The sequence below is a fragment of the Anaerococcus martiniensis genome (assembly GCF_043187485.1).
Lineage (GTDB): Bacteria > Bacillota > Clostridia > Tissierellales > Peptoniphilaceae > Anaerococcus > Anaerococcus martiniensis.
Genome location: NZ_CP171106.1, coordinates 720,669 through 747,348, shown reverse-complemented (window position 1 = coordinate 747,348; position 26,680 = coordinate 720,669). Strand labels below are relative to the sequence as shown.

General features: G+C 36.4%; 21 protein-coding genes. 16 read left to right on the top strand and 5 right to left on the bottom strand.

Annotated elements, in window-relative coordinates:
- Positions 1-224 precede the first annotated feature (224 nt).
- The 4 genes from ACF3NF_RS03745 (at position 225) to ACF3NF_RS03730 (ending at position 5,462) form a co-directional block, all read left to right on the top strand.
- Complete coding sequence (locus ACF3NF_RS03745; RefSeq protein ID WP_262123148.1) at positions 225-353, top strand: YvrJ family protein; 129 nt, start codon at positions 225-227, stop codon at positions 351-353.
- 9 nt (positions 354-362) lie between these two features.
- Positions 363-1,046, top strand: a complete 684-nt coding sequence (locus tag ACF3NF_RS03740) for a peptidoglycan amidohydrolase family protein (RefSeq protein ID WP_394024323.1) — start codon at positions 363-365, stop codon at positions 1,044-1,046.
- Positions 1,047-1,176: 130 nt separating this feature from the next.
- Positions 1,177-4,632, top strand: a complete 3,456-nt coding sequence (locus ACF3NF_RS03735) for a hypothetical protein (RefSeq protein WP_394024321.1) — start codon at positions 1,177-1,179, stop codon at positions 4,630-4,632.
- 77 nt (positions 4,633-4,709) lie between these two features.
- Positions 4,710-5,462, top strand: coding sequence for a hypothetical protein (locus ACF3NF_RS03730; protein ID WP_394024319.1), 753 nt, complete (start codon positions 4,710-4,712; stop codon positions 5,460-5,462).
- Positions 5,463-6,612: 1,150 nt separating this feature from the next.
- Here the strand turns inward: ACF3NF_RS03730 and ACF3NF_RS03725 are convergent.
- Positions 6,613-7,467 (bottom strand): hypothetical protein, encoded by an 855-nt coding sequence (locus tag ACF3NF_RS03725; RefSeq protein ID WP_394024317.1) that lies wholly within the window; start codon positions 7,465-7,467, stop codon positions 6,613-6,615.
- Between the two features lie 1,917 nt (positions 7,468-9,384).
- On the opposite strand from ACF3NF_RS03725, the gene ACF3NF_RS03720 reads away from it, so the two are divergent.
- The 5 genes from ACF3NF_RS03720 to ACF3NF_RS03700 all read left to right on the top strand — a co-directional run bounded on the left by ACF3NF_RS03720 (position 9,385) and on the right by ACF3NF_RS03700 (position 15,639).
- Positions 9,385-9,900 carry a hypothetical protein gene (locus ACF3NF_RS03720; RefSeq protein WP_394024315.1) on the top strand — a complete coding sequence of 172 codons (516 nt, stop codon included), beginning with the start codon at positions 9,385-9,387 and terminating at the stop codon, positions 9,898-9,900.
- A 399-nt stretch (positions 9,901-10,299) separates the two neighbouring features.
- Positions 10,300-11,904: a hypothetical protein gene (locus ACF3NF_RS03715; RefSeq protein WP_394024313.1), complete on the top strand. Its 1,605-nt coding sequence runs from the start codon at positions 10,300-10,302 to the stop codon at positions 11,902-11,904.
- Between the two features lie 1,087 nt (positions 11,905-12,991).
- On the top strand, positions 12,992-13,597 hold the full coding sequence (locus ACF3NF_RS03710) for a DJ-1 family glyoxalase III (protein WP_394024311.1): 606 nt from the start codon (positions 12,992-12,994) through the stop codon (positions 13,595-13,597).
- 3 nt (positions 13,598-13,600) lie between these two features.
- Entirely contained in the window at positions 13,601-14,614 is a 1,014-nt protein-coding gene (locus ACF3NF_RS03705) for an NAD-dependent epimerase/dehydratase family protein (protein ID WP_394024309.1), read from the top strand.
- 719 nt (positions 14,615-15,333) lie between these two features.
- Positions 15,334-15,639, top strand: a complete 306-nt coding sequence (locus ACF3NF_RS03700) for a GIY-YIG nuclease family protein (protein ID WP_394024307.1) — start codon at positions 15,334-15,336, stop codon at positions 15,637-15,639.
- 831 nt (positions 15,640-16,470) lie between these two features.
- Here the strand turns inward: ACF3NF_RS03700 and ACF3NF_RS03695 are convergent.
- Positions 16,471-17,493 (bottom strand): M42 family metallopeptidase, encoded by a 1,023-nt coding sequence (locus tag ACF3NF_RS03695; RefSeq protein ID WP_394024305.1) that lies wholly within the window; start codon positions 17,491-17,493, stop codon positions 16,471-16,473.
- A 9-nt stretch (positions 17,494-17,502) separates the two neighbouring features.
- Complete coding sequence (locus tag ACF3NF_RS03690) at positions 17,503-18,009, bottom strand: LURP-one-related/scramblase family protein (protein WP_394024303.1); 507 nt, start codon at positions 18,007-18,009, stop codon at positions 17,503-17,505.
- Between the two features lie 77 nt (positions 18,010-18,086).
- Here ACF3NF_RS03690 and ACF3NF_RS03685 point away from each other — a divergent pair, with 77 nt between their 5' ends.
- Positions 18,087-18,542, top strand: a complete 456-nt coding sequence (locus ACF3NF_RS03685; protein WP_394024301.1) for a hypothetical protein — start codon at positions 18,087-18,089, stop codon at positions 18,540-18,542.
- 45 nt (positions 18,543-18,587) lie between these two features.
- Here ACF3NF_RS03685 and ACF3NF_RS03680 read toward each other — a convergent pair whose 3' ends face one another.
- A complete protein-coding gene (locus ACF3NF_RS03680; RefSeq protein ID WP_394024299.1) occupies positions 18,588-18,779 on the bottom strand; it encodes a ferredoxin in 192 nt (63 codons plus the stop codon).
- A 70-nt stretch (positions 18,780-18,849) separates the two neighbouring features.
- Positions 18,850-20,559, bottom strand: coding sequence for a DUF2207 family protein (locus ACF3NF_RS03675; protein ID WP_394024297.1), 1,710 nt, complete (start codon positions 20,557-20,559; stop codon positions 18,850-18,852).
- A 171-nt stretch (positions 20,560-20,730) separates the two neighbouring features.
- On the opposite strand from ACF3NF_RS03675, the gene ACF3NF_RS03670 reads away from it, so the two are divergent.
- From ACF3NF_RS03670 to ACF3NF_RS03645, 6 genes are all read left to right on the top strand, one after another.
- Positions 20,731-22,080, top strand: coding sequence for a TrkH family potassium uptake protein (locus ACF3NF_RS03670; RefSeq protein ID WP_394024295.1), 1,350 nt, complete (start codon positions 20,731-20,733; stop codon positions 22,078-22,080).
- An 8-nt stretch (positions 22,081-22,088) separates the two neighbouring features.
- Positions 22,089-22,742 (top strand): potassium channel family protein, encoded by a 654-nt coding sequence (locus tag ACF3NF_RS03665; protein WP_394024293.1) that lies wholly within the window; start codon positions 22,089-22,091, stop codon positions 22,740-22,742.
- A 286-nt stretch (positions 22,743-23,028) separates the two neighbouring features.
- Complete coding sequence (locus ACF3NF_RS03660) at positions 23,029-23,724, top strand: zinc metallopeptidase (RefSeq protein WP_394024291.1); 696 nt, start codon at positions 23,029-23,031, stop codon at positions 23,722-23,724.
- Between the two features lie 153 nt (positions 23,725-23,877).
- Positions 23,878-24,945: an ABC transporter ATP-binding protein gene (locus ACF3NF_RS03655; RefSeq protein WP_394024289.1), complete on the top strand. Its 1,068-nt coding sequence runs from the start codon at positions 23,878-23,880 to the stop codon at positions 24,943-24,945.
- The gene (locus ACF3NF_RS03650; RefSeq protein WP_394024287.1) at positions 24,945-25,829 is read left to right on the top strand and encodes a carbohydrate ABC transporter permease; all 885 of its coding nucleotides are present in this window, start codon (positions 24,945-24,947) and stop codon (positions 25,827-25,829) included. The genes ACF3NF_RS03655 and ACF3NF_RS03650 overlap by 1 nt, the downstream gene beginning before the upstream one ends.
- A gap of 9 nt (positions 25,830-25,838) precedes the next feature.
- On the top strand, positions 25,839-26,657 hold the full coding sequence (locus ACF3NF_RS03645) for a carbohydrate ABC transporter permease (RefSeq protein ID WP_394024285.1): 819 nt from the start codon (positions 25,839-25,841) through the stop codon (positions 26,655-26,657).
- Positions 26,658-26,680 lie beyond the last annotated feature (23 nt).

The following is a 26,680-nucleotide window of genomic DNA, read 5'->3' as shown; positions in this document are numbered from 1 at the left end:
AGCCGAGAGATCCAGCCAAGCGTAAATTGAGTTTACCCTCTACCAGACTCTAGCACCCTGGTCCCCAGAACACGGATAAATTTAACAAAGCATAATTTAAACTTGCTTACCAATCAAAAAAACAATTTTACCATATTGTAGCAAAAATCATGGATTAAAAAAGGAATTTCTTACATCCTTTCTCAATATTTTTCCGTATTTTTAGAAAAAAACGCCACATAACTATGGACATTACAAAATTAATCGGCGATTTGGGCTTTCCTATTGTTGTTAGCCTTATATTAATCTACAAGCTCGACTACAAGTTAGACGAGATACTCAAAGAAATACGTGAACTCAAAAACCCAAAATAAAGGAGAATTATGGACTCAATTGAAAAAATGTTAGCATACGCAAAAAGCAAGCACAGAATGGTTGGCTACTCCATGGTCTATCCCAAAAGGCTGGGGCCAGCCTACCTGGATTGCTCATCATTTGTGTATTTTGCCCTGATAGCTGGGGGCTTTTTGCCCCAGACTACAGTCATTGGCAACACTGAAACACTCTACAAACTCAAAGGATCAGTTCTAGAGGAAATTTATTCTTACGAACAAGTAAAGCCGGGCGATATATTTATCCGCGGCATAGAAGGCAAATCAGCCGGGGCGGGTGGACACACAGGGATATTCTTAAAAAAAGGTGAGATTATCCATTGTAACGCCGTAAATGGAACGGTTAGTATCAATGGAGAAAGCAATTTTTTAAGGTATTTTCTAGATTGCAAAAGAAGTAATCGTGAAAGATACTTTAGACCCATAGTAAATAATGTGCAAAAGCCCCAACACAAGTCAGGCACTGCAAGAGTTAAAGCTGCAACTTATGTAAGAAGTGCACCCAGCACCCAAGCAAACATAGTTGCAATTTACCACAAAGGGCAAAGGATAAATTACGACAAAATAGTTATAGCAAACGGCTACCACTGGCTTTCCTATATTGGAAATACCAGCGGCAGACGCAGATATGTAGCCTACAAAAACACTAGGGGCAAGCAATGGATGGATTTATAAATCCATCCATTTTTTATACATAATACTTAAATCCCAACTTTCCTAATACGCAATATATTAGACCCTAGGCAAAGCCAAAAAGATATACTACAATAAAGTTATAATACATATATATTCTTTGGAGGAAGCCGTGAAATCAAAAAAGATTATAATAGCCGCCCTATCCCTAGGCCTAATATTTGCCCCAACAAAGCCACTAGTATTTGCTGCTGATGCGGAGCTGGCAGAAGTTGACTTTGCGAGCAAAAGACTAAATTTAATTCATAAACAAGAGATAGTTACAGGCAAAACTGAGAATGAGTATAAAAAAATTAAAGCAATAAGCGATGAAGCTTTAAAAATACTTAATAGTGAAAAAAATAAAAAAACTGAACTAGAAAAAAATATTGAAAGGCTAAAAAACGAGCTTGAGGCCAATCCTTCAAACGACAGAAAAATAGAGATTGTGACTGAGATTAATAATTTAAAAAGTCAATCAGATCTGCAAAATCAAAAAATAGATGAACTAGATCAAGATTATAAAGAAAAGGAAGAAAAACGAGCTCATTATGACAGTATTGCAAGTCCAGAAAGATACCTTCTTAGTGATTACAGATCAGCAAACAGGGACATCGACATTGAAATAGCAGATGCCAAATACCAAATTAGAGTTTTTAGAAACCAAGGATTATTGGAAGATCAAGAAAGGAATTCATTTATAAGCGAAATCAATGCCGTATCAAAAACAGAAAATCCTGAAGACTACATAAAAATATACGAATCAGCTAGAGCAAAGGCAGAACAAAAAAAAGCTGAGAAATTAGCAGAAAATCCAGAAATAGAACCTGATAACCAAACACCAAACCAAAACCAAACAACCGCACCAAATGAAGAAGAATTAAAAGCAGCCAAAGAATCAGCAATAGAAAACTTAAAGTCAAAAACAAATCTAACAGAGACCCAAGTAAAATTATTTGAAGAAGAAATTAGCAATGCTGAAAATCTAGAAGAATTAGCTGAAATAAATAAAAAAGTAGACGAAACTGAAGAAGAAGCTTCTAAAGCAAAAGAAGTATCTGAAGCAAAAGACAAAGCTAAACAAAGCTTAGAAAGTTCAGAACACATAGATTCTGAACAAAAAGCTTATTTTGAAAAACAAATAGAAGATGCTGAAACTGTAGAGCAGTTATTAGAAATTGAAAATAATATTAAACTAGCTGACGAAAATGCAAAAAAAGAAAAAATAGCACAAGAATTAGCAAATTCAAAACAAATCTTAGAAGAAAAATTAGAAAATACAAATCTTAGTCCAGAACAAAAAGATGCTTTCAAAGATAGAATCCTAAATGCAAAAAATCAAGCCGACCTAGAAGCTATCCAAATAGAAATTGACCAAACTGATGAAATAGCTAAAAAAGAAAAAGCAAATCAAGAATTAGAAGCAAATAAAAAATCATTAATAGAAAATTTAAATTCAAAAGAAAATTTAAGACCAGACCAAAAAGCGGAATTTGAAAAACAAATCGCAGAAGCTACAGAAAAAGAAATGCTAGCTAAAATCGAAGAAGAAATCAACCAAGCTGATGAAAATGCTAAAAAAGAAAAAGCAAGCCAAGAATTAGAAAATGCAAAAACAGACTTAGCAGAAAAATTAAATTCAAAAGAAAATTTAAGACCAGACCAAAAAGCGGAATTTGAAAAACAAATCGTAGAAGCTACTGACAAAGAAACATTAACCAAAATCGAAGAAGAAATCATCCTAGCAGTAGAAGTAGCTAAGAAAGAAAAAGAAGCACAGGAATTAGAAAATGCAAAATTAACCTTAGAAGAAAAACTAGAAAATACTAGTCTTAGTCCTGAACAAAAAGATGCTTTTAAAAATAGAATATTAAATTTAGAAAACCACGCAGACCTAGAAGCTATCAAAAAAGATATAGACCAAGCTGACGAAGAAGCAGCTAAAGCTAAAGAACTAGCTGAAGCAAAAGAAAAAGCAAAACAAAGTTTAGAAAATGCTAAAAATATAAATCTTGAACAAAAAGCTTATTTTGAAAAACAAATAGAAGATGCTGAAACTGTAGAGCAGTTATTAGAAATTGAAAATAATATTAAACTAGCTGACGAAAATGCAAAAAAAGAAAAAATAGCACAAGAATTAGCAAATTCAAAACAAATATTAGAAGAAAAACTAGAAAATACAATTCTGACACAAGACCAAAAAGAGGAATTCGAAAAACAAATCGTAGAAGCTAATGATAAAGAAGCTTTAGCCAAAATAGAAGAAAAAATCAATGTAGCCGTAGAAGTTGCTAATAAAGAAAAAACAGCAGAAAAATTAAAATCAGCCAAAGAATCAGCAATAGAAAACTTAAAGTCAAAAACAAATCTAATAGAAGACCAAGAAAAATTATTTGAAGAAGCAATTAGCAATGCGGAAAATCTAGAAGAATTAGCTGAAATAAATAAAAAAGTAAACGAAGCTGAAGAAAAAGCTAAACAAGAAAAGGTATCTCAAGAATTAGAAAATGCAAAGCAACTTTTAGAAGAAAAACTAGAAAATACTGGCCTTAGTCCAGAACAAAAAGATACTTTCAAAAATAGAATCTTAAAAGCTGAAAGACAAGCCGAGCTAGAAATTATCGAATCAGACATCAACCAAGCTGACGAAAAAGCTAAAAAAGAAAAAGCAAGCCAAGAATTAGAAAATGCAAAAACAGCCTTAGAAGAAAAATTACTTGCTACAAGCCTTAGCCAAGACCAAAAGGATAGTTTCCTAGAAAAAATCCATAACGTGACTGACCTAGAGGGACTAGAAGCTATTGATAAAGAAATCAAAATTGCATCAAATCAAGTGGATGAAAATATAGAAAATGAAACAGAAAAAAATCCTTCAAATGAAGAAACTCCATCCACACCAGACCCAGAAGAAGAAAAACCAAAAGATGAAGAAAAGGATCCATCTGAAGAAAATCCAAATGAGGGAGAGTCAGGCAATTTACCGGAAAATCAAGATGATAATACTACAGAAAATCCAGACCCTAGCAGTGAGGACCCAGTCGATGATGACAATGAATTAGAAAACAATCCACAAAACCCAGATCCGGACAATAGCAATACTGATAGTAGTGACACAAGCGAAAATGTTGAAAATACACCAACAGATGACAACTCAGCTAATGGCGGGGAAAATAATACAGCAGATGGGGAAAATCCAGAAAAAACCAGTCCAGAAGGTCAAAGACCAATATTTGGCAACACAACCCCAGTATATAGGCCATTAGAAAGCTCTTCCTACCTGCCATCAACAATTACAATCAATGAAACTTCAAGTGCAAAAAAAGACACAATCGAACTAAAAGATGATCTAAAATACCTTAAAAAGGGTACCTACAAGATAAGCGACCTAGGAACAAAACGTGACAAAATAGAAGAAGCAATTAAGAAAAACAAAGCAACAGTCAGAGCCATAGGCATCCTAGAAGACCTTGCCCCAAAAACTTTAGCCAAAAATAGGGCGAAAATCAACGCTTTACTAGAACAATCACAAAAACTATTGGCACAAGCAAACTATGCCCTAGCAGAATACAACTACCTTTTAAGTAAATAAATGAAGATTTATAAATTGCAAAAATGGGTAAATACTAATAAAATGATAATAACAAATATATAAGGAGAAATAAGACAATGAACAAAAAATTATTAACCGCAGCACTATCAGCAACATTAGTACTAGGATTTGGAGCTCAAAATGCATACGCAGCAAACCAAACAATCCCAGCAGACGGTGGAAATCAAACAGTAAACGTAACAACAGGTGGAGTAGCTGGTACAGATGATGCAGACAAAGAACTAACAATAACAGACAGCACACTAGACTCAGAAGTAACCCCAGCAGATGGTGGTACAAAAGTATTCCCAGCAAAAAATGAAAAAGAAAACAATGCTGAAGGCAACAAAGAAACAACTCCAGCAGACGGCGGCAACAAAGTATTCCCAGCCAAAGAAAACGAAAATAAAGGCAAAGACAACAAAGAAGTAACCCCAGCAGACGGTGGTAACAAAGTATTCCCAGCCAAAGAAAACGAAAATAAAGGCAAAGACAACAAAGAAGTAACCCCAGCAGACGGTGGTAACAAAGTATTCCCAGCCAAAGAAAATGAAAATAAAGGCGAAGGCAACAAAGAAACAACCCCAGCAGACGGTGGCAGCAAAGTATTCCCAGCTAAAGAAAACAATGCAAAATCAGACAAAAATAACAAACCAAACGATGAAAGCAAAGTTTTCCCTGCAAAAGATAAAAAAGACGAAAAAGATAAAGACGACAAAAAAGACAAAGAGGGCGGAGACAACCCTAAAACAGGAGTTGCAACAAGCGCAGTAGCAATGACAGCAGCACTAGCATCAGCAGGATTTGCAGTTTCTAAAAAAAGAAAATAGTTAATTTAAGAAGAAACAGAGAGGAGAAATCCTCTCTTTTTTTGTATTGAAGTCACTAAAAATATAAAACAGATTTCTCCACGCGCCCCGTTACACTCGCTTAGTCGAAATGGAAAGATATAATCCCATGGAATCCAACGTATCTCTAAACTCCGCAATCAAAAAATGTTCAAGCCCCACTGTCACCCTGAGCGTAGTCGAAGGGTCTCCTAGATTAAAATTCACCTAAAACGACGAAATCAAAACAATAAAAACCCCAGGAGATCCTTCGACTCCGTTACACTCCGCTCAATCGCTATTTGACAAATCAAAGATTTGAAACATAGCGATATCTGACCTTCCATCCATTTTTTACAAAAATGGGGATAGGTCATTAAGGATGACAAGGCGGAGAAGAGTAGAAAAAAAGATTTCTACACTCCAAAAAATCAAAGATTTTCTCCAGTCGAAATGACAAACAGGGGGATAATCATTCTCCCAGACCTTGTCATCTCGAGCGTAGTCGAGAGATCCAGCGAAGCGTAAATCCAAAAAAAGGTTGCATAAGCAACCAACACCATCCTATCAAACGGACATCGCGAAGCGATTCCTACCATAAAAAACGCATCCCGCGCAGGGACCGTTTAGGGGTGAAGTTTGCGGGGAGGTTTGAAACTAGCCCGTCCGGCTAATGGAGGACCCTCCATGGAATGGTCTTGCGAAGCAAGATACTTTTGAGGGGGTATCGGAACCCCCTTAAAGTGGCCCTCCAATAATCGGAGTATAAAAATAAATAAAAACATTACCCTTATGACAAAAACAAATCAAAAATAAAACACAGATTTCTCCACGCGCCACGTTCCACTCGCTTAGTCGAAGGGTCTCCTAGATTAAAATTCACCTAAAACGACGAAATCAAAATAATAAAAACCCTCAGGAGATCCTTCGACTCCGTTACACTCCGCTCAGGATGACAATCTGATGAATAAACATTCTCCCAGACCTTGTCATCTCGAGCGTAGTCGAGAGATCCAGCGAAGCGCAAATACAAAAAAATAGGCTGCCTAAGCAACCTACATTTTCCTTATTACCACCTGCCAAGGAAGTTATCATCAAAAAAACTCTAAAATCAATAACCCCCAAGCCAGCAAAGCAAAACATTATTCAAATTTTAATTAAAAAACCCATCTTTTTCATCATCTTTCACTAGCCATAGGACTCCAGCCACGGCCACTGCGCCAAGGGCGATTTTACCTAGAGTTAGGCCTTTTTTTGTATATTTTGCACGAGCCTTATAGTGGTTTTTGATACTATAAGCATCCCTTTGGTAAGGAGTGGCCAAATAATTACGATTTTGCCTATAATCATTGCCATAATACACTCCATTTAACTGATAATCAGCCGGTGTATCATTGACACTTTCCACATTAATAGGCAAATCAAAAGCTCTAGGCTGGTCAAAATCTACGTCATCTTCCACATAAATAGCCCTACTGATTGGCTCATAATCAAGATCTGCTTCCTTATAAACCACATCGCCCTTGTCAGCCTTAATCTCAATTCTAGTATCCTTAGGGACTTCACGATAGGACGCCACTTCATTAGGGGCAATATTTCCTTGATTACGAATTTCAATATTTTTTTCATTATTTTCGCCCACACTTACAGCAGTTTTTTCATCAATTTTGCCATCAGTAGCAGGCTCAAAAACCATATTGTCTTCTTTATTAATAGTCTTCACAGCAAGCCTATCATTATCTTTAGCCACACGAGCCTTTTCATTTTCAGCTAAAACAGCTTGCTCATCAGCGCCTAATCGGTCAATATCCACCCCTTCAGCATCCACACCACCAAAGCCAAAACCAGTATAAAGCTCCTGGCCACGCTCAAGCTTGCGCTCTTTAAGCTCATTAATAGACTTATCCTTAGCCTCAGGGATGTCATCATAAGGACTATCTAGGATATCATCACTATCCTTACTCTGCTCCACAGGAGCCGCCCCAGTCTTCTTATCCAAATCCGCCATATCTTCCTCCTTAAATATATTAGAAAATATTATTAAAATCCTTTTTATCTTTATATATATGTGATTTATACCCAAAAATTTAGGGGCAAATGTTTTTAAAATGTATTAGATAAAGATTTTGCCAGTGTCATAAAAAAAGCAACCAACCAAGCCAGTAAAGCACACCGATGTCGCCCCTAAGCGCAGTAAAAAATCTATATAAGTAAACATATAAAAAACCATAGACAAGACCTACATAACGAGGTACACTAAATGACATACAAGACATTAAAAGTCCGAAAAAAAGTAAACAACTATCCATAAACACCGACAACAAGTAAAAATAATCATTCTTTTAATCCCTGTCATCTCGAGCGCAGTCGAGAGATCCAGCGCAGCGCAAATACAAAAAAAGGTTGCGTAAGCAACCATCACTATCCCCTAAAACGGACATCGCGAAGCGATTCCAACCTTAAAAAACGCATCCCGCGCAGGGACCGTTTAGGGGTGAGGTTTGCGGGGTGGTTTGAAACTAGCCCGTCCGGCTAATGGAGGACCCTCCATGGAATGGTCTTGCGAAGCAAGATACTTTGGAGGGGGTAATAGCCCGTCCGGCTAAATGAGGACGAACCCCCTTAAAGTGGCCCTCCAAAGACCGAAGTATAAAAGTAAATATAATCATTACCTATATGACCCAAATAAAATTAAAAATCAAAACAGATTTCTCCATGCGCATCGCTCCACTCGCTTAGTCGAAATGGAAAATAAAATCCAGGATGAGAAGCGGAGAGCAGAAAAAAATGAAAAGATTTCTCCACTCCAAAAATCAAAGATTTTCTCCAGTCGAAATGACAAACAAGGGGATAATCATTCTCCTAGTACTTGTCATCTCGAGCGCAGCCGAGAGATCCAACGAAGCGCAAATACAAAAAAAGGTTGCATAAGCAAGCTTCTATATTCCCAAAAAAGAATTCGCTAGCGAACTTCAACTATTCATTGCCCCACGCAGTGGCAGACGGGGTGCAATGGGTCGGGGGTCTGGGGAAGGGCATAAGGGGCCTGTCCTCACTCAGCCGGACGGTCTAGTTGCCCCTAGCGCCCTGCTCCCCAGAGATCGAAGTATAAAAATAAATAAAAACATGACCCTTATGACAAAAACAAATCAAAAATAAAAAACACAGATTTCTCCAAGCGCCACGTTCCACTCGCTTAGTCGAAATGGAAAATTATATTATCAGGAGATCCTTCGACTCCGTTACACTCCGCTCAATCGCTATTTGACAAATCAAAGATTTGAAACATAGCGATACCTGACCTTCCATCCATTTTTTACAAAAATGGGGATAGGTCATTAAGGATGACAAGCGGAGAGCAGAAAAAATGAAATGATTTCTCCACTCCAAAAATCAAAGATTTTCTCCAGTCGAAATGACAAACAGGGGGATAATCATTCTCCTAGTACTTGTCATCTCGAGCGCAGCCGAGAGATCCAGCGAAGCGCAAATACAAAAAAAGGTTGCGTAAGCAACCATCACTATCCCCTAAAACGGACATCGCGAAGCGATTCCTGCCATAAAAAACGCATCCCGCGTAGGGACCGTTTAGGGGTGAAGTTTGCGGGGTGGTTTGAAGCTAGCCTGTCCGGCTAATGGAGGACCCTCCATGGAATGGTCTTGCGAAGCAAGATACTTTGGAGGGGGTATCGGAACCCCCTTAAAGTGGCCCTCCAAAGTCCGAAGCATAAAAGTAAATATAATCATTACCTATATGACCCAAATAAAATTAAAAATAAAAAACAGATTTCTCCATGCGCACCGCTTCGCTTGCTTAGTCGAAATGGACAATAAAAGCCAAGAACACGCTTGAATTTACAACATCGTCCATAATAACAATACGTAAACATACATACCGTAAACATACATAAAGAAAGGACCCACCATGCAAAACACCAACCCCCAAATCGCCATACTCCCAGAAGAAATCAAAAATTTCGGAATTGGCGCTAGGATCTACACCACAACCACCACACAGCTAATAGAACAAACACCCACCCTCTACCTCAACCAGCTCTACAAACACCGAGGCAAGAGCAAAAAGCAAATGGATGCCATCATCAAAAACATCCTCCAAATCAGCAAAAACACCCCCTACGTCATCGACGCCCACCACGTCTTCTTTGGATTCAAATACCGCACCTCCACCTATGACAAAGAAACCAGAGGCTTCGTCAACGTCGCCTACGTAGACCACATCAAAGACACCACCATAGTCCTCACCACAGGAGAAACCATCGCCACCCTAAACACCTTTGACACCCTCAACGCCAACAAAAACCACGCCAAAACCATGTTCTACCGAGAACAAGCCCTAGTCTCCTACGACTGGCTAAGCGCCTATGACACCCTAAAAGCCACCATTAGTCGCGAAACCATGCCAAAAGTTACAAAACTCTAACAATCAGACCTTGACTAAAAGCAAAATTCTGCTAAAATAAATATAACTATCAATATATGGGTGATAACCACAAACATGAGTGCAATAAATATCGATAGTTATAAACAAAATTGCCCACAAAAGTCCACAATACTATAGCATGACAAACAAACTTTAGAAAAATTGCTAAAAGGACCGGGCAAGGCAAAACACTAGCCCATATTACAAAGCCTAAAATTTACACAAGCCTTACAAATTTGAAGTAAATATGAATATTTTTATAAGTATATTTTTTAGAAATATTGATAAATTTGCCAAATGTGTTGCAAAAGTGTAGAAATTGGTGTAATATAGTTAGTGTAAAGTGAGTACTATTTAAATTACAAAAATAGTAAAAAGAAAATAAGGAGAATACTTATAATGAAAAGAAATAAATTAGCAGCAGGTGCATTAGCACTAGCTCTAGGACTTGGTGCAGTAGCTCCATCATTCGCTGATGACGCTGTATCAACAAAAACAGAAGTTGCAGCAACAACTTTATTCCAAGAAAAATACGCTGAAGAACTTGAAAAAGCTCAAAAACTTTATGAAGATGCAACAGCTAAAAAAGCTAGACTAACAAAAGCTGAAGCTGATTTAGCAAAAGCTGAAGAAAGAGTAAAAGCTGCTGCTAAAAAATATGCAGACATCAAATTATACGATGATGATAAAGTTCTTAGAAGTGAGTTAGCTAACGCTAGAAAATTATTAGCTCAACTTACAACAGTATCTGAAGGTGCTATTGAAAAAGCTGAAACAACAAAAACAACTTATAAACCATATCCAGTATATGAGTTAGTAGGTAACCACTCAGTTGGATACACTGTTAATGTTGTACCAAACCCTGTAAAAGAATCAATCACAGTTAAAGAACCAGCTCCATTCTCTACATTTGAAGGCGCTGAATTAAAAGATATTGAAGCTGTACCAGCATCAGAATCTCTTAAAGTAAACCCAAACTACGATGAAGCTTACTACAATGAAGCTATAGCTAAAAAATGGGTAGGAGATAAACAATTAGCTAAAAATGGATTTGGTAAATATCTTAAAGCTAGCGATGAAAATTATGGTACTAGTAAAGAAGCTGATGCTGCTAAAGAATATGTAGGATACAAACCAGCTCAAGCATCAGACAAGAGAAAAGAAGAAGTGAGAGTAGCATACGAAAGATATGTAAATGCTTGGACAGTTTACCAAACAACAATCGAAAAAAGAGCATCAGAAAAAGATGCAGCATACCAAGAATTAGTAGCAGCTGAAACAGCTTATGATGTTGCTAAAACTGAAGAAAAAAATGCTAGAAAAGCAGCTAATCCAGCAGTAGCTAAATACGAAGCAGCTCTTGCTAAACTTAAAGCAGCAGCTGATGCTTACAACGTAGTTATCGTTGCAACAAACAATGGTATCGAAGTTAAAGGTGAAGATGACAAAGTAGTAGACAAAAAAGTAAACTACGAAGGACTAAGAGCTTCAATCGCTAAAGCTAACGAAACATTAAGAGCAGTTGAAATCCTAAAATCAGTTATGCCAAACACATCAAAAGCTAACATGGCTAAACTTGACGCTCTAGTAGCTGAACAAAAAGCAGCTATCGCTAAAGCTGAAGCTATCCTTAAAGCAGCTGGACAAAAAGTAGCTCTAGTTTCTACAGCATTCGCTTCTGAAGAAGCAACAGCTGAAGAAGTTGACGCACTAATCAAAGAATTAGACGACAACACAGCTGCTATCCAAGATGAAATGAAAAAACTTGATGGCGAAGTAAAAGAAGAAGAAAAACCAGCTGAAAAACCAGCTGAAAAAGAAGAAAAACCAGCTGAAAAACCAGCTGAAAAAGAAAAAGTTGTTGAAAAAGTAGTTGTAAAAGAAAAAGCAGCTAACAAAAAAGCTGGTTCAAACGCTAAAACAGGTATCGCTGGTGTAGCTGGCGTTGCAGGTGTATTAGCAGCAGCTTCAGTAGCTTACGCAGCAAGCAAAAAAAATAACTAATTATAACCAATAGTTATTTAAGCTAAACAATTAAATAATAAAAGTCAAAATAAGAGTGCACTCGAAAAGACTTTAAAAATTTAAAAAAATAGTAACCGCGGTACTCACTTGAAAATGCTCCCACCAATAAAGGTGGGAGTATTTTTTTATGACCTATCCCGATTCTTCCAAAGAAGAATCGAAGGAAGGTCAAATGCCGCGCAGTCCAAGTGGATAAGCATACTCCTAGCCAATGTCATCTCGAGCGCAGCCGAGAGATCCAGCGAAGCGCCCAAAAAAGAAAAAAACAGATTTCTCCATGCGCTCCGTTTCACTCGCTTAGTCGAAATGGATAATAAATAGTTTCAGGATGACAAGGCGGAGGTTAGACGTAAAAGAGCACAAAGCCCTACTGTCACCCTGAGCGCAGCCGAAGGGTCTCCTAGTTGAGTATTCACATTAAACTTCGCAACAAAATTAATAAAAACCCCAGGAGATCCTTCGACTCCGTTACACTCCGCTCAATCGCTATTTGACAAATCAAAGATTTGAAACATAGCGATATCTGACCTTCCATCCATTTTTTACAAAAATGGGGATAGGTCATTAAGGATGACAAGACAGATGAATAACCATTATTTTAGTCCCCAGTCATCTCGAGCGCAGCCGAGAGATCCAGCGCAGCGCAAATAAAAAAAGAATTCGCTAGCGAACTTCTACTGCTCATTGCCCCACGCAGTGGCAGACGGGGTGCAATGGGTCGGGGGTCTGGGGAAGGGCATAAGGGGCATGTCCTCACTCAGCCGGACGGGCTAGTTGCCCCTAGCGCCCTGCTCCCCAGAGATCGAAGCATAAAAGTAAATATAAACATTACCTATATAACCATAATAAAATTAAAAATCAAAACAGATTTCTCCATGCGCCCCATTCCACTCGCTTAGTCGAAATGGATAGCAAGTTCTCTTAAACTCCTTCCTTCCCCAAAACTCCGCAATAAAAAATATCTTTGGTAAAACACATTTAGCAAATATCTTTCCCAATTGGGTATAAATCAATAAAGAACCATGACTTACAAACCCTAGTTTTATTAAAGGAAAGGACTTATTTTATGAAATTTCTAGTATTTTTAGCAAACGGATGCGAGGATGTGGAGGCCGTTACTGTTATTGATTACTTGCGTCGTGCTGTTATTGATGTGACTACTGTTTCTATCCACGATGGCACTGATATTACTACAAAATCAAATATCATTATAAAAGCGGATGCCAATCTTTCTGACATCGACCCAGCTGATTTTGGCGGGCTGTATATCCCTGGTGGCACCAAGGGGGCTGAAGCTTTACGTGATGATGATCGTGTCATTGACATTGTAAAAACTTTTAATGATGAGGATAAAATCATTGCGGCCATTTGTGCAGGGCCTATTGTTCTAAATCGTGCGGGTGTTTTGGCAGACAAAAAAGCCACATCTTTTCCAGATATGAAAGATGATATTGACAATTGCAAGGAATATGTAGATGATCAGTTGGTCGTAACTGATGGCAATATTACCACCAGCCGTGGGGCAGCTGTCACTGTTTATCTTGCAATGCGTCTTGTAGAAATTATTAAGGGGGCGGATGCTGTAAAAGAGCTAAATCACGGGACTCAATACGAGGCGGTTGAGAAATATTATGGCATTTCGTATGATTATTTATCTAATGATGGAGAATAGACTATGAATGAATTAAACAAAATTTTTGTCCTAGGCGGGGCAGGATTTTTGGGTTATCACACTATAAAAGAAGCAGTGGACCGTGGCTATGCGGTAAGGACTATGGATGTGGTGGATTTGCCCGACGAATTAAAATTTAATGACGATGCAAATGTAGACTTTATAGTCCAAAACTTTTTTGCACTATCAGATGCGGAAATAGTTGAGATGATACGTGGTTGCGATTCTTTTGTCTATGCAGGTGGGGTTGATGAACGTATAGTCCCAGAAAAGCCAGCTAGGAAATTTTTCTATGACAAAAATGTATTGCCAACTGAAAGGATAGCAAGACTAGCCAAAGAAGCAGGAGTCCAAAACTTTGTACTCTTTGGATCCTATACATCAGAATTTGCAGAAAAAAATGAGTACTTAAGAGAAAATCTCTACCAAGAAGAACCATATGTAGAAACCAGACTCCTCCAAGAAAAGGCTGCAATGTATGCAGGTGAGGGGGCAATGAATGTGTCTGTCCTAAGGCTGCCACAAATATTTGGCACAATGCCAGGCAAAGTACCACTTTGGTCCATGTTTGTAGATATGCTTAGAAATCAAGAATTTATGCCAGTAACCAGCGGAGGATTTGCAACAATCACAGCAAGTGCAGTTGGCCAAGCAGCCATAAGTGCCCTAGAAAATGGCAAGCATAGAAAAACTTATGCCGTGGCAACTGGATATATAAGCTATGAAGATTTTTACAAAAAAATCCTAGAAGAGCTTGGACAAACAGAGACTACTAATCTAAAAGTAATGAGCTTCGAAGACCTAGAAGAAGCCTACAAAGAAGACGAAAAACTAACCGACCGCCAAGGCATAGAACACGGCATCAGACAAGTAAATATGCTAAGAGCAAACAGTATGGAATTCAAACTCCCAACAAACATAGCCTATGATGAGCTGAGAGTAAGAGAAGAAAACACAGAAGCAGTCATAGATGAAACATTGAGGGCTTCGAATTTTAGAAATGTTGAGAAGAAATAAATAAGGAAAAAAAGAGGCAAGAGCCTCTTTTTTTGTTGGGGTGAAATCTAGAGAGCAGCGACACGGCAGTAATGCAGAGACAAAAAATAATGTAAAAGATTTCTCCACTCCGAAGTCTATCGACTTCTCCGGTCGAAATGACAACCTAGGGGATAGCCAATCTCTTAATTGCTTGTCATCTCGAGCGCATAAAAGCCCTTTGATTTAGGGCTTTTATGCCGAAAACGTAGTGCGGAAGCACGAAAGAGCTTCATTTGAAGCGAGTTTTCGTAGGAAGCGGAGTGGAGAGATCCAGCGCAGCGCAAATAAAAAAAGGTTGCGTAAGCAACCAACACTATCCTCGTCAAACGGACATCGCGAAGCGATTCCAACCTTAAAAAACGCATCCCGCGCAGGGGACCGTTTAGGGGTGAAGTTTGCGGGGAGGTTTGGAGGGTACTTTGGAGGGGGTATCGGAACCCCCTTAAAGTGGTCCTCCAATAATCGGAGTATTAAAGTAAAGATAAATATTACCTATATAACCAAAAAATATAATAAAAAACAGATTTCTCCATGCGCCACGTTCCACTCGCTTAGTCGAAATGGGTGATTAATAATCCCAAGATGATAAGCGGAGTGGAGAGATCTAGCGTCAGCGCAACCATTATCTAAATCCTATATAAAAAATGAGTATCCACTCAAACATTTGGCTATAAATATAAAAAACCAAAGGAGCAAGAATGGAACGCTTATATTATGTCTACATGATTACAAATTACACCAATTCCACCTTATACATAGGTGTAACCAATAATATATATCGACGCATGGAAGAACATAGCAAGAAGAAAGCAAATGGATCTACTTCTCATTATAATATTTATAAGTTAGTATATGTAGAATCTACAACAGATATTTATGCTGCACTTTCTAGAGAAAAACAACTTAAAAAATGGAGCAGGCATAAGAAAGATAGACTGGTCAATATGCAAAATCCAGAATGGAAAGATTTGTTGAAAGAATGGGGTAGTGGGAAAAATAGATAAATATATATTAACCAAAATAAGTACGCAGTAGCTAGATTTCTCCACTGCGAAAATCAAAGATTTTCTCCGGTCGAAATGACAACCTAGGGGATAGACAATCTCTTGATTGCTTGTCATCTCGAGCGCAGTCGAGAGATCCAGCGCAGCGCAAATCCCAAAAAAAGGTTGCATAAGCAACCATCACTATCCCCTCAAACGGACATCGCAAAGCGATTCCAACCTTAAAAAACGCATCCCGCGCAGGGACCGTTTAGGGGTGAAGTTTGCGGGGTGGTTTGGAGGGTACTTTTGAGGGGGTATCGGAACCCCCTTAAAGTGGCCCTCCAATAATCGGAGTATAAAAGTAAATATAAACATTACCCATATGACCAAAACAAATCCAAAATAAAAAACACAGATTTCTCCATGCGCTTCGTTTCACTCGCTTAGTCGAAATGGATAATAAATAATCTCAGGATGACAAGGCGGAGGTTATACGTAAAAGAGCACAAAGCCCTACTGTCACCCTGAGCGCAGCCGAAGGGTCTCCTAGATTAGTAATCACATTAAACTTCGCAACAAAATAATAACCCCCTCAGGAGATCCTTCGACTCCGTTACACTCCGCTCAATCGCTATTTGACAAATCAAATATTTGAAACATAGCGATATCTGACCTTCCATCCATTTTTTACAAAAATGGGGATAGGTCATTAAGGATGACAAGACAGAGGAATAACCATTCCCTTAGCCCCTTGTCATCTCGAGCGCAGGCGAGAGATCCAGCGTAAGCGTAAATACAAAAAAACTTCTCTAAGCAATCATCACTAATAAAAAAACCAGGACCTAAATCCTAGTTTTCTTCCAAATACCCTTTTAACAACTCATAAAGTCCATTTAGTCCATCTACATGGGTTCTTTCGTATCCGTGGCTTGCTGCGACACCGCTTCCTACTAATGCGTGGCGGAAGTCGTTGGCGCTTGCTACTGCTGCTGATGCGTCTGATCCGTAGAATGGATAGATGTCTATGGCGTAGTCTATATTTTTTTCTTTTGCTTTTGCTATTAGCTCATTTGTCAAATCAAAGTTGTATGGGCCGGAGCTGTCTTTGGCGCAGATTGATACCTTTGTTTCGTCTGTTTTTAGGTCATCATAAACTACTCCCATATCAACTGCAATCATGTCTGTGATGCCTGCTGGGTGGCCACTTGCTGCTCCGTGGCCTACTTCTTCATAGATTGTAAAGGCAAAGTAGAGTGGACGATTTATTTTTATATTTTTTTCCTTGATTTCTTTGGCAAGGGACATCAAAACTCCGGCGCTTGCCTTATCATCTAGGTGACGGGATTTCACAAATCCATTGTCTACCCTAAATCTTGGGTCTAGGGCAATAAAATCTCCTGCTGATATGCCAAGTTTTTCTGTATCTTCTGCTGAGTTTGTAATCTCATCGATAACTACTTCCATGTTAACATCATCACGTTTAATCTCTCTTGGGTCGGATGATCCATGGACTGCTGGGTTATTTATTCTTAAAACCCCGGAAAATTCTTTGCCGCTTCTAGTGATGATTGTCACATTTTCTTGCTCAGCATATGCTAGGGGGAATCCTCCAAGTGTTGTCACTCTTAGCCTGCCGTTTGATTTTATGGAGCGGACCATTAGTCCTAATGTATCAACATGGGCTGACATCAGCAGTCCGTTTTCATCTCCTGGATTGATTGGGACTATTACATTGCCCTTGTTACTTTGGTAGGGTTCATAGCCCATTTTTTCAAATTCTTCCATCAAATATGTTTCAGCTCTTTTGGTATAGCCTGTAGGGGATGGGGTATTACAAAGTTCTTCTATATATTTTAAAATTTCTTCTTTCATTTTTTCTCCTTAGTTTGCACTTGATGCAGCTGATGCTTGCTCACGGTCTATCATATTATTTAGGCAAATGACAAGGGCCATTAGTTCCTCTGTGTATTTTTCGTCAATGATTGTTAGTTCATAGGTATCTGTCAGGGTAAATATTTTTCTGCGGACTGCTCCAATATTTTGGCCAGCTCCATTTTTGATGTCAAAATCATAATGGAAGATATTTCCAGTTAGATTTAAGGTTTCATTATCCATATAAACATGGACCCTATGTTTGAAAAATTCTAATTTTTGCTGGATAACCATTGAAGACCCGTCAGCAAATGAAACGGTATATCTTGGGAAAAATGCTAATATTTCGCGGTCGATATTTAAAATCGTATTTCCATTTTTATCACTTACTGCTGATTTGTAGCCTATAAGGGTAAAATCTTGGTCAAGATAGTAGGCTTCTCTGCCATTTTCATCCAGAATTGGATAATGGTCAGTGATTTTGAAAAATTTTTCCTTAAAATATAATTTTTTCATAAATTTATCCTTTACTTCCTTTAAGCTTTTTTCTATTATATAATATTTGTAAGAATTAACAAATCTGGGAGGTACATATGATTTATCTAGTTACGGCAGTTTTTCTAATCCTTGCTGGAGTCATTTTTTATAAGGGCAAGGATATTATACTAAGACCTAATATCAACAAAATGGATATTATTTCTATCTTGTTTATATGGATAATATTTTTTGCCTTTGCCTATTTTGTCAAGTTTAAGATTCAAGAAACTCTTATCATGTGCATAGTTATGTCAATTTATGTCTTGGCAGCAAGATTTAATAGGGGATTTTTGCCAGATGGGTTTATTTTCCAAGGCAATGTTTCCTTTATCAACCAAAAACACAAATTTTCTGACCTAAAACAGGTCAATTTTACCACTGATGATGACCAAGCAGTCTTTACCTTGGTGGTCAATTCAAATTCTCTTGATACTTGGCGCTTTCCAATAGAGAAAAAGGATCAAATTCTTAAAATTTTTAAGGACAATAATGTGCCAGTTATTTATAAGTAAAAAAAGGTCTAAAAAGCAAGCTGCTTTTTAGACCTTTTTTATCTATTATTCTTGGTGTGATATACAACTTACTGGACAAGATTCTTCTGCTTCTAGGGCAGCATCTATAAATTCTTCTGGAATATCGCCTTCTATAGCCTCTGATACATTATCATCATTCATAGTAAAAACGTCTGGGCAGATTGTTTCACACATACCACATCCGATACATTCATCTTGGTCTACAAAAAATTTCATATTTACCTCCTAAAATATTATAAAATTTTTCAATACTTGTATACCCAATTGCTGATAGATTTTGCTTTCTTTAACGGCCACCGCCGCCACCTCCACCAAAACCTCCAGCTCCTCCGCCAAAGGATGCTGAGCCACCGCCACCAGCAAAGGATGTACTTTCTCCTCCAGAACTTGCTGCGTGGGAGTAGTGGCTGATATGATGGATCATGTGGTAATTATAAAGTCCATAATAGGTGTAATCTGGATATATATCTACAAAACTATCATAAGTTTGCTCACTTATGCCGTATAGGGCTGCAAATATCATATATTTATCCAAGATTTCCATATCTTCTATTTTGGAAATATCGATTTTGTCATAATTTTCTAGATAATTTTTAAATCCTACAAAGTTTTTATAAAGCTCCATACCCTTTTGGGTTAAGTGGTTTTTTACTTTAACTTTTCCATTTCTTTTTACTTTTTCAATTTTTTCTACATAATCATTTTCTATTAGAGCTTTCATACTTAGGTCATCTATTCTTTGGATGAGATTTACTAAGGATTTATTTCTTTTTCCCATATAATTTTGAAATGATGATTGGGTGATTTTGCCATCGCTTCTTTCATTTGCCGCACCCATTAGATATCCAAACAAATCTTCCTCGATTTGGCCCATATTTTTAGGTTTGTGGTTTATGGATAATTGATCTAGAGATTTTTTAAAGATACCATGGTCTTTTTTATCCTCTATGAAAGTTAAGGCGCCCTCATTTATCCATTTTAGGAAAAAAGCATTAATGAGTCGGTCAAAGTTTTGAGAATTTGGGTAGGCATTTGTTGCAATGACATATAGGTCTTCTAAGTTTCCCTCGTATGGGATTTTGTCATAGTTATATGTTTTGATGTTTTTTACATCTGGTATTTCTTTTATATTGTAAAACTTAGTTTTGTTTGCTTCATCAACTGCTTTTTTTATTCCAAAAGCAGCAAATCCTACACCTAATAGGGCAATGATTGCACCGATAATGATTGGGAAATCAGATTCTTTTGTCATTTGAGCAGTTCCCTCACTATTTTCAAAATCTGCTCCCTCAAAGGCTTGATCTTTGTAATCATCAAAGGTCTTATCTTCCCTATAACTAGTATTGAAAGTCCCTTTTGGGAATTTTAGCAAGATTCTACCCTTGCTGATTGCACCATTTGTTTTTGCAATTATAGATCCGTTTTGATTGTGTATGTCTCCTTCAAAACCAAAGGCCCACATTTTTACATTTTCATCCATTGGATCGTATGAGTTGATTTTTATGGTAAAATTATCTGGTTTTGGATCTAGATATGCTCCTACAAATTCAAAAAATAGCATATCGCTATCAATTAGGCCGATTATAATTGGATTTATTTTATAATTTAGCTTATAAAGATTGTCTTTGCTTCGATTACTAATCCCCCAGCAAAGCTCAACTTCATCATCCTCATCGATACGGCCGTATTTATAGGCCTTTTGTTCAAAATCTTCATCTACATTCCAAGGACTTTTTTCGTTAAATTTTTTGCCATCCATGGATACATAAAAGTCATCGATTTTTAGTCCCTTTAGATTTTCGATTTTTTTGTATCTTTCTGTAAAGTCATTGTCAGTCTCATCTATTTGCCAATTTTCGCTAACACTTCCTATACCATTTTTGTCGATATCTACATTTATATCTATATGGTCAAAGTCATCTGCAAATACAGTTGTTGGCAATAAAATTACTATGCTGAGTACTAATAGTTTTATTATTTTATGTACTTTTTTCATCTATCCTCCTTAAAATCTTTGATTTTCAACTATTTTATACCCATTAATTAAAAGTAAAAATATTTATCCAAATCTTATTGACAAGGGTAAAAACATCTTGTAAAATTGCATTAGATTAAGCCCTCAAAAAACTTTTTTGGTGGGCTTTTATTGATTAAGAAAGGTAAATTTATGCAGACAAACATTTTAAAAAAAGCTTTTGATAAGATTACAGAAAGTCCTGCGCGTGTTTTTACTATTGGATTTTTGATCGTCATTACCTTGAGTGGTCTTATTTTGTCAACTCCTTTTGTAACTCAAAGTGGAAAAAGAACAGGCATCATTGATGCATTTTTTGTAGCAGCGAGTGCAACTTGTGTAACTGGGCTTACTCCTGTAAATACCGGACTTTATTGGAATACTTTAGGTCATGTAATAATTATTATTTTGATACAAATAGGTGGGCTTGGTGTTATGTCTATAGCATCACTCATACCTTTGATTTTAAGAAGAAAAATCGGTCTAAAGTCTAGGCAAATTTTAAGGGAACAATTTAATATCGAAAGCATGGCTGGCATGATCAATCTTTTTAAATATGTATTGATTTTTACAGTTACAGTTGAAGCAATTGGAGCATTTTTCCTAAGCCTTAGATTTGTACCAATGTATGGTCTGGGCAAGGGAATTTGGTATGGAGTTTTCCATTCTATTTCTGCTTTTTGTAATGCTGGGTTTGATATTTTGGGAGATTCTATTTATCCTTTGCGAGATGATTATTTGGTAAATATTACTCTTATGCTACTTATAATCATAGGCGGATTGGGCTTTATGGTTACCGGTGAGATTTTTTATAAAAGAGATTTTAAAAAGATTTCTACAAATTCCAAACTAGTTTTATTTATTACTGGTATTTTGATCCTAGTAGGAGCGTTTGGTTTTTATTTACTAGAAACCGCTGGCGGTGGAGTTTTAAATACTGAAAGCTTTGGAGCTAGTATGTTAGAATCATTTTTCCAATCAGTTGTAGCAAGAACTGCAGGATTTTATTCTGTGGATTTATCTAAAATAAAGGTATCTACTTCACTTTTACTTATAGGATTGATGTTTATAGGTGGATCTCCAGGTTCTACAGCTGGTGGTATAAAGACAACTACATTTGGAGTTTTGCTAATATCAACTATTTCTGTAATAAAAAATGAGAAAGAACCAGTGATTTTTGGTAGAAGTATATCTGACGAAAGTATAAAAAAAGCCTTATCTATATTTATGATTTCTCTAACAATAGTACTTTTGGTTAGTTTTACAATCTCTATTACAGATGATTTTAAATTTATAGATATACTATATGAAACGGTTTCAGCACTAGCTACTGTTGGAGCAAGCAGAGGAATTACAGCAGATCTGTCAAGAATTGCAAAAATTTTACTAGGATTTTGTATGTATTTAGGTAGGATAGGTCCTATGACTATGGCCTATGCTTTTGGACTGAAAGCAGAAGATAAGATGATAAAATATCCAGAAACATTTATAAGTTTAGGTTAGGAGAAATTATGAAAAAAAATATTATTGTATTAGGAATTGGTAGGTTTGGACAAGCAGTAGCTACTAACTTATTTGAAAGAGGAGTTTACGTTACAGCTGTCGATGGAGACTATAATAAGATAGAAAAAATTGCTAACTACGTATCTAGTGCTATCCAAGCGGATATAACAGAAGAAGAAGCTATGAAATCACTCGGTATCAGCAACTACGATGTGGCTATCATAGCTACTGGTAAAGATCTAGAAGCTTCTATAGAAGCTACTCTTATTTGTAAAGATAGCGGAATTGAAGAAGTAATTGCAAAGGCAACAAGCAAATCCCATGCAAGAATTCTAGAAAAAATAGGGGCAGATGCTATTATATTTCCAGAAAGAGATACGGGTGAAAGATTAGCAAGAGTGATAGCTGATCCAAATCTTGTTGAACTTATTGAATTTTCTGACAATTTTTCTATGATAGAAATAAAGGTAAAAGAATCATGGGTGGGACACACTTTAAGAGAGCTTGAGTTTAGAAATCAATATCAAATGAACGTAGTTGGATTTTTAAGAGATGGTGAGATGATAATAGACCTAGATCCGAATTTAGTTATAAAAGAAAATGACAATTTAGTGCTCATTGGAAGCAAAGAAAACGCTAGGACTATGAGATTGACAGAGTAATCCTTTAAAATAAGCTAAAAAGGATAAGAAAAATAATTTCGAGAAAATGTTTGCATAAATTATTTTTTATGTTATAATAATATTAGCTATTACATAGCTAGGTTTTTCATTATTAATTCCTTAAAAGTTTTCCCTTTAGAAAACTAGGACTAACTTATTCTTTTCTAAAAGGAAATTGGGCTAGATGATAGCCCTTTTTCTATGCTCATTTTTAATAAAGTTTAACTCTACTTTAAAATATTATAAATCAAAGGTATAATAATTTAAAAAGATGAGGAGGAATATTATGCCTTATTATTATGGATTTGATAGAACTTATATTTTAGTAATTATCGGTCTAATCATAACAATGATTGCTCAGGCAAATGTACAAAGAGCATTTAATAAATATAGCAAAATCAAAACCAAAAAACATATCACTGGAAAGCAAACTGCTGATTATATTTTGGACACTAGGGGATACAATGATATTAAAATCAAGCAAATAAATAATGCCATGGGAGATTATTTTAACCCAGCAACCAAGGAAGTAGCACTTTCTCCCCAGTCTATAAATGATTCATCAATTGCATCAGTGGCAGTAGCAGCCCACGAACTAGGCCACGTAATCCAATACAAAGAAGGATATACACCCTTAAGATTAAAATCTTGGCTAGTGCCAGCAGTAAATTTTGGTTCTAAACTTAGTATGCCAATCCTACTTATAGGTATGTTTTTGGCCAAGCAAAATTTAATAGACATAGGACTAATATTATTTGCCCTAACCTTAATTTTCCAAATAGTAACCCTACCAGTAGAATTTAATGCCAGCAGGCGTGCGCTTGCAGTCCTAGAGGAATCTGGAATGCTAGTTGGAGAAGAAAATCAACACGCTGCAGGTATGCTAAAAGCAGCAGCATTTACTTATGTAGCTGCAACCCTTGCCACAGCCCTACAATTTTTAAGAATGTTTTTACTATTTGGTAATAGAAATAGGGATTAAATTTTAATAAGCTCCAATCTAATAGATATTGCAGACCAAATTTTTATAAAACCGACCAATATCATGGTCGGTTTTTTATATGTTTATTACAAAAATTTTACCTTATGATTACAAAGAAGTGATATATTAGTAAAAAACTAGCTTGAGGAATATATGATTGAAATTAGAGATTTACAGAAAATTTATGAAAATGGCTATGAGGCTTTAAAGGATATTGATCTAAAAATTCCTGACGGAGCCCTTGTTACTCTATTAGGACCTTCTGGTTGTGGGAAGTCCACTATTTTAAATATTATTGCAGGAATTCTTGATCCTACTAGTGGGGATATTTTATTTGACGATAAGTCTATAATAGGTCTACATCCAAAGGATAGGAATATAGGTATGGTTTTTCAAAATTATGCCCTCTATCCTCACATGACAGTCCTAGAAAATATAACATTTCCCCTAACTGTTGGAGATAATAAAGTTAGCCAAAATAAGGCAAATGAACTTGCCCAAAAATATATGGAACTAACTTATATTTCAGAATATAAGGACAAAAAGCCTGCCCAATTATCTGGTGGCCAACAACAAAGGGTTGCAATTGCAAGAGCCTTGGTTCAAAATCCAAAAACACTTTTGATGGATGAGCCACTTTCAAATCTTGATGCACGCTTGCGCCTATCAATACGTGAGGAGATTAGAAATATTGTAAAAAATGTTGGAGTTACAACTATTTTTGTAACCCATGACCAAGAAGAGGCCCTTTCAATTTCTGATTATATCGCTCTTATGGATGATGGTGTCATCCAGCAATACGATATACCACAAAATTTGTACTTAGAACCTGCCAATCTATTTGTAGCAAAATTTATCGGAAGTCCTATCATCAATGTCTATGAGATGGATAAAAATGAAGATATTCTTTCTAGCCCTGATTTTAGCATGGATTTGACAAAATTTGACCAAGGTCGTTTTAAAGAAAAACTAGCTGATAAAAAATACTTAGTCGGCATTCGTCCAGAGCATTTTAAGATTGCCAAAGAGGGGATGAAAATAAAAGTTGAAAATATCGAGATGATTGGTAGGTATATGATATTGCATTTTACTATAAATGGTATTGCTTCTAGGGTGATTGCAGATAGTAAACTAAAAATAAGTTCAGGAGATACTATCAGCTTAGATATCGATTATTCTTCTATATACATTTTTGAAGAAGATGGAAAGAGAGTTTACTAATGGATAAAAAAAAGACTTATAGGGCTGAAAACTCGCCTAGGGCATGGTTATTTTTGTTGCCAGCAATCATTTTTATAGGCATTTTTACAATTTATCCACTTTTTAGAACATTTATAATGTCAACCCAGTCAAATAGCATACTAAATCCTACTTTTATCGGATTTACAAACTTTCCTGTGGTAATTAATGACCCACAATTTAAACTTGCTATGAAAAATACCTTCATTTATGCAGTTACGGTTGTGCCATTGTCTCTTATAATTTCAATGATTATAGCGTTAATCTTGCATGAAAAAATCAAAGGATCTGAGTTTTTTGAGACTATATTTTTTATTCCCTATCTTACATCAGTAATTGCCATTGGGATTGTTTTTAGATATCTTTTCCATGGTCAATATGGATTTATCAATTATGTTCTTGAAATATTCGGCATAGGGCCTTTTGATTTTTTGAACAATCGCAATTACAATATGCCAGCATTGATAATTTTTGGAATATGGAACAGCCTAGCCTTTAATATCATAGTTATTTTGTCAGGCCTTAGGGGGATTGATAAAAATTATTATAGGGTAGCGGAAACTTTTGGAGCGAGCAAGTCTGAGCAATTTTTTAGGATTACCCTACCAGCCCTTTCCAAAATTATAACATTTTTGTTTTTAACAAGCTTCATCCAAGCTTTTAAGGTTTATAACGAAGTTTTTGCATTATTTAATGGAAAGGCGGGGGTGGGAAATAGGCTTGTGACTGCCGTGTTTTATATTTACAATAAATTTTATGTAGAATACCGCTATGGACAAGCAATGGCAGCTGCAGTTTTACTATTTCTGATGCTTTTGCTCTTAACTTTTGTTCAAAGAAAAATCATAGAAAAACTTACAAAATAGGAGGGGGATATGAGTAAAGTAAATAAAATTTTAGGATATATTTTTGTAATTTTTATGGCAATCATTACCCTTTTTCCATTTTTTTATATGATTTCATCGTCGCTGATGACCTTTCAGGAAGTCACAAGCATACCACCAAAATTATTGCCAGAAACTGCTCAAGCTTCAAACTATAGTGAAGCTATGAAGGTGGCACCCTTTGCTAGATACTTTTTTAATACTATTTTTGTAACCATAGTTAATACTTTAGGAACTCTTATAACAACAACTTTAGCAGCTTTTGCCCTTAACTTTTTGAATTTTAAGCACAAAAAGCTGGTAGAAAGTATCTTGCTAGCACTTTTGATGATTCCTTTTGAAATCATAGTTTTCACCAATTTTAGAACTATTGCCAAGCTTTCCCTATTAGATAGCTATTGGGCTTTAATTTTGCCTTTTATGGCTAGTGTTTTTTATATAATCTACCTTAGACAATTTTTAAGGTCTATTCCTATGGATTATTACAATGCAGCAAAGGTGGATGGGGCTAGTGATTTTGAGTTTATAACTAGAGTTATGGTACCACTTTCAAAATCAACTTTATTTACCATCGGACTTTTAAATTTTATTGCTGGATGGAATTCATTCCTATGGCCAATCTTGGTAACAAATAGCAAAAACATGAGGATGATTTCAAACGGTCTTTCTGCTTTTGCTACAGAAGCTGGATCATATATCCACCTGCAAATGGCAGCATCGACCATTACAATTCTTCCAATTTTAATTTTATACTTTATCTTTAGAAGACAAATTTTAGAGGGGGTGTCATACGGCGGATTGAAAGGTTAAAATTGCAATTTTTAAGTTTATAG

Bases quoted from the DNA above. Each gene is read 5' to 3' on its own strand.
- ACF3NF_RS03745 (WP_262123148.1), top strand. From the start codon at position 225: ATGGACATTACAAAATTAATCGGCGATTTGGGCTTTCCTATTGTTGTT.
- ACF3NF_RS03740 (WP_394024323.1), top strand. From the start codon at position 363: ATGGACTCAATTGAAAAAATGTTAGCATACGCAAAAAGCAAGCACAGA.
- ACF3NF_RS03730 (WP_394024319.1), top strand. From the start codon at position 4,710: ATGAACAAAAAATTATTAACCGCAGCACTATCAGCAACATTAGTACTA.
- ACF3NF_RS03725 (WP_394024317.1), bottom strand. From the start codon at position 7,467: ATGGCGGATTTGGATAAGAAGACTGGGGCGGCTCCTGTGGAGCAGAGT.
- ACF3NF_RS03720 (WP_394024315.1), top strand. From the start codon at position 9,385: ATGCAAAACACCAACCCCCAAATCGCCATACTCCCAGAAGAAATCAAA.
- ACF3NF_RS03715 (WP_394024313.1), top strand. From the start codon at position 10,300: ATGAAAAGAAATAAATTAGCAGCAGGTGCATTAGCACTAGCTCTAGGA.
- ACF3NF_RS03710 (WP_394024311.1), top strand. From the start codon at position 12,992: ATGAAATTTCTAGTATTTTTAGCAAACGGATGCGAGGATGTGGAGGCC.
- ACF3NF_RS03705 (WP_394024309.1), top strand. From the start codon at position 13,601: ATGAATGAATTAAACAAAATTTTTGTCCTAGGCGGGGCAGGATTTTTG.
- ACF3NF_RS03700 (WP_394024307.1), top strand. From the start codon at position 15,334: ATGGAACGCTTATATTATGTCTACATGATTACAAATTACACCAATTCC.
- ACF3NF_RS03695 (WP_394024305.1), bottom strand. From the start codon at position 17,493: ATGAAAGAAGAAATTTTAAAATATATAGAAGAACTTTGTAATACCCCA.
- ACF3NF_RS03690 (WP_394024303.1), bottom strand. From the start codon at position 18,009: ATGAAAAAATTATATTTTAAGGAAAAATTTTTCAAAATCACTGACCAT.
- ACF3NF_RS03685 (WP_394024301.1), top strand. From the start codon at position 18,087: ATGATTTATCTAGTTACGGCAGTTTTTCTAATCCTTGCTGGAGTCATT.
- ACF3NF_RS03680 (WP_394024299.1), bottom strand. From the start codon at position 18,779: ATGAAATTTTTTGTAGACCAAGATGAATGTATCGGATGTGGTATGTGT.
- ACF3NF_RS03675 (WP_394024297.1), bottom strand. From the start codon at position 20,559: ATGAAAAAAGTACATAAAATAATAAAACTATTAGTACTCAGCATAGTA.
- ACF3NF_RS03670 (WP_394024295.1), top strand. From the start codon at position 20,731: ATGCAGACAAACATTTTAAAAAAAGCTTTTGATAAGATTACAGAAAGT.
- ACF3NF_RS03665 (WP_394024293.1), top strand. From the start codon at position 22,089: ATGAAAAAAAATATTATTGTATTAGGAATTGGTAGGTTTGGACAAGCA.
- ACF3NF_RS03660 (WP_394024291.1), top strand. From the start codon at position 23,029: ATGCCTTATTATTATGGATTTGATAGAACTTATATTTTAGTAATTATC.
- ACF3NF_RS03655 (WP_394024289.1), top strand. From the start codon at position 23,878: ATGATTGAAATTAGAGATTTACAGAAAATTTATGAAAATGGCTATGAG.
- ACF3NF_RS03650 (WP_394024287.1), top strand. From the start codon at position 24,945: ATGGATAAAAAAAAGACTTATAGGGCTGAAAACTCGCCTAGGGCATGG.
- ACF3NF_RS03645 (WP_394024285.1), top strand. From the start codon at position 25,839: ATGAGTAAAGTAAATAAAATTTTAGGATATATTTTTGTAATTTTTATG.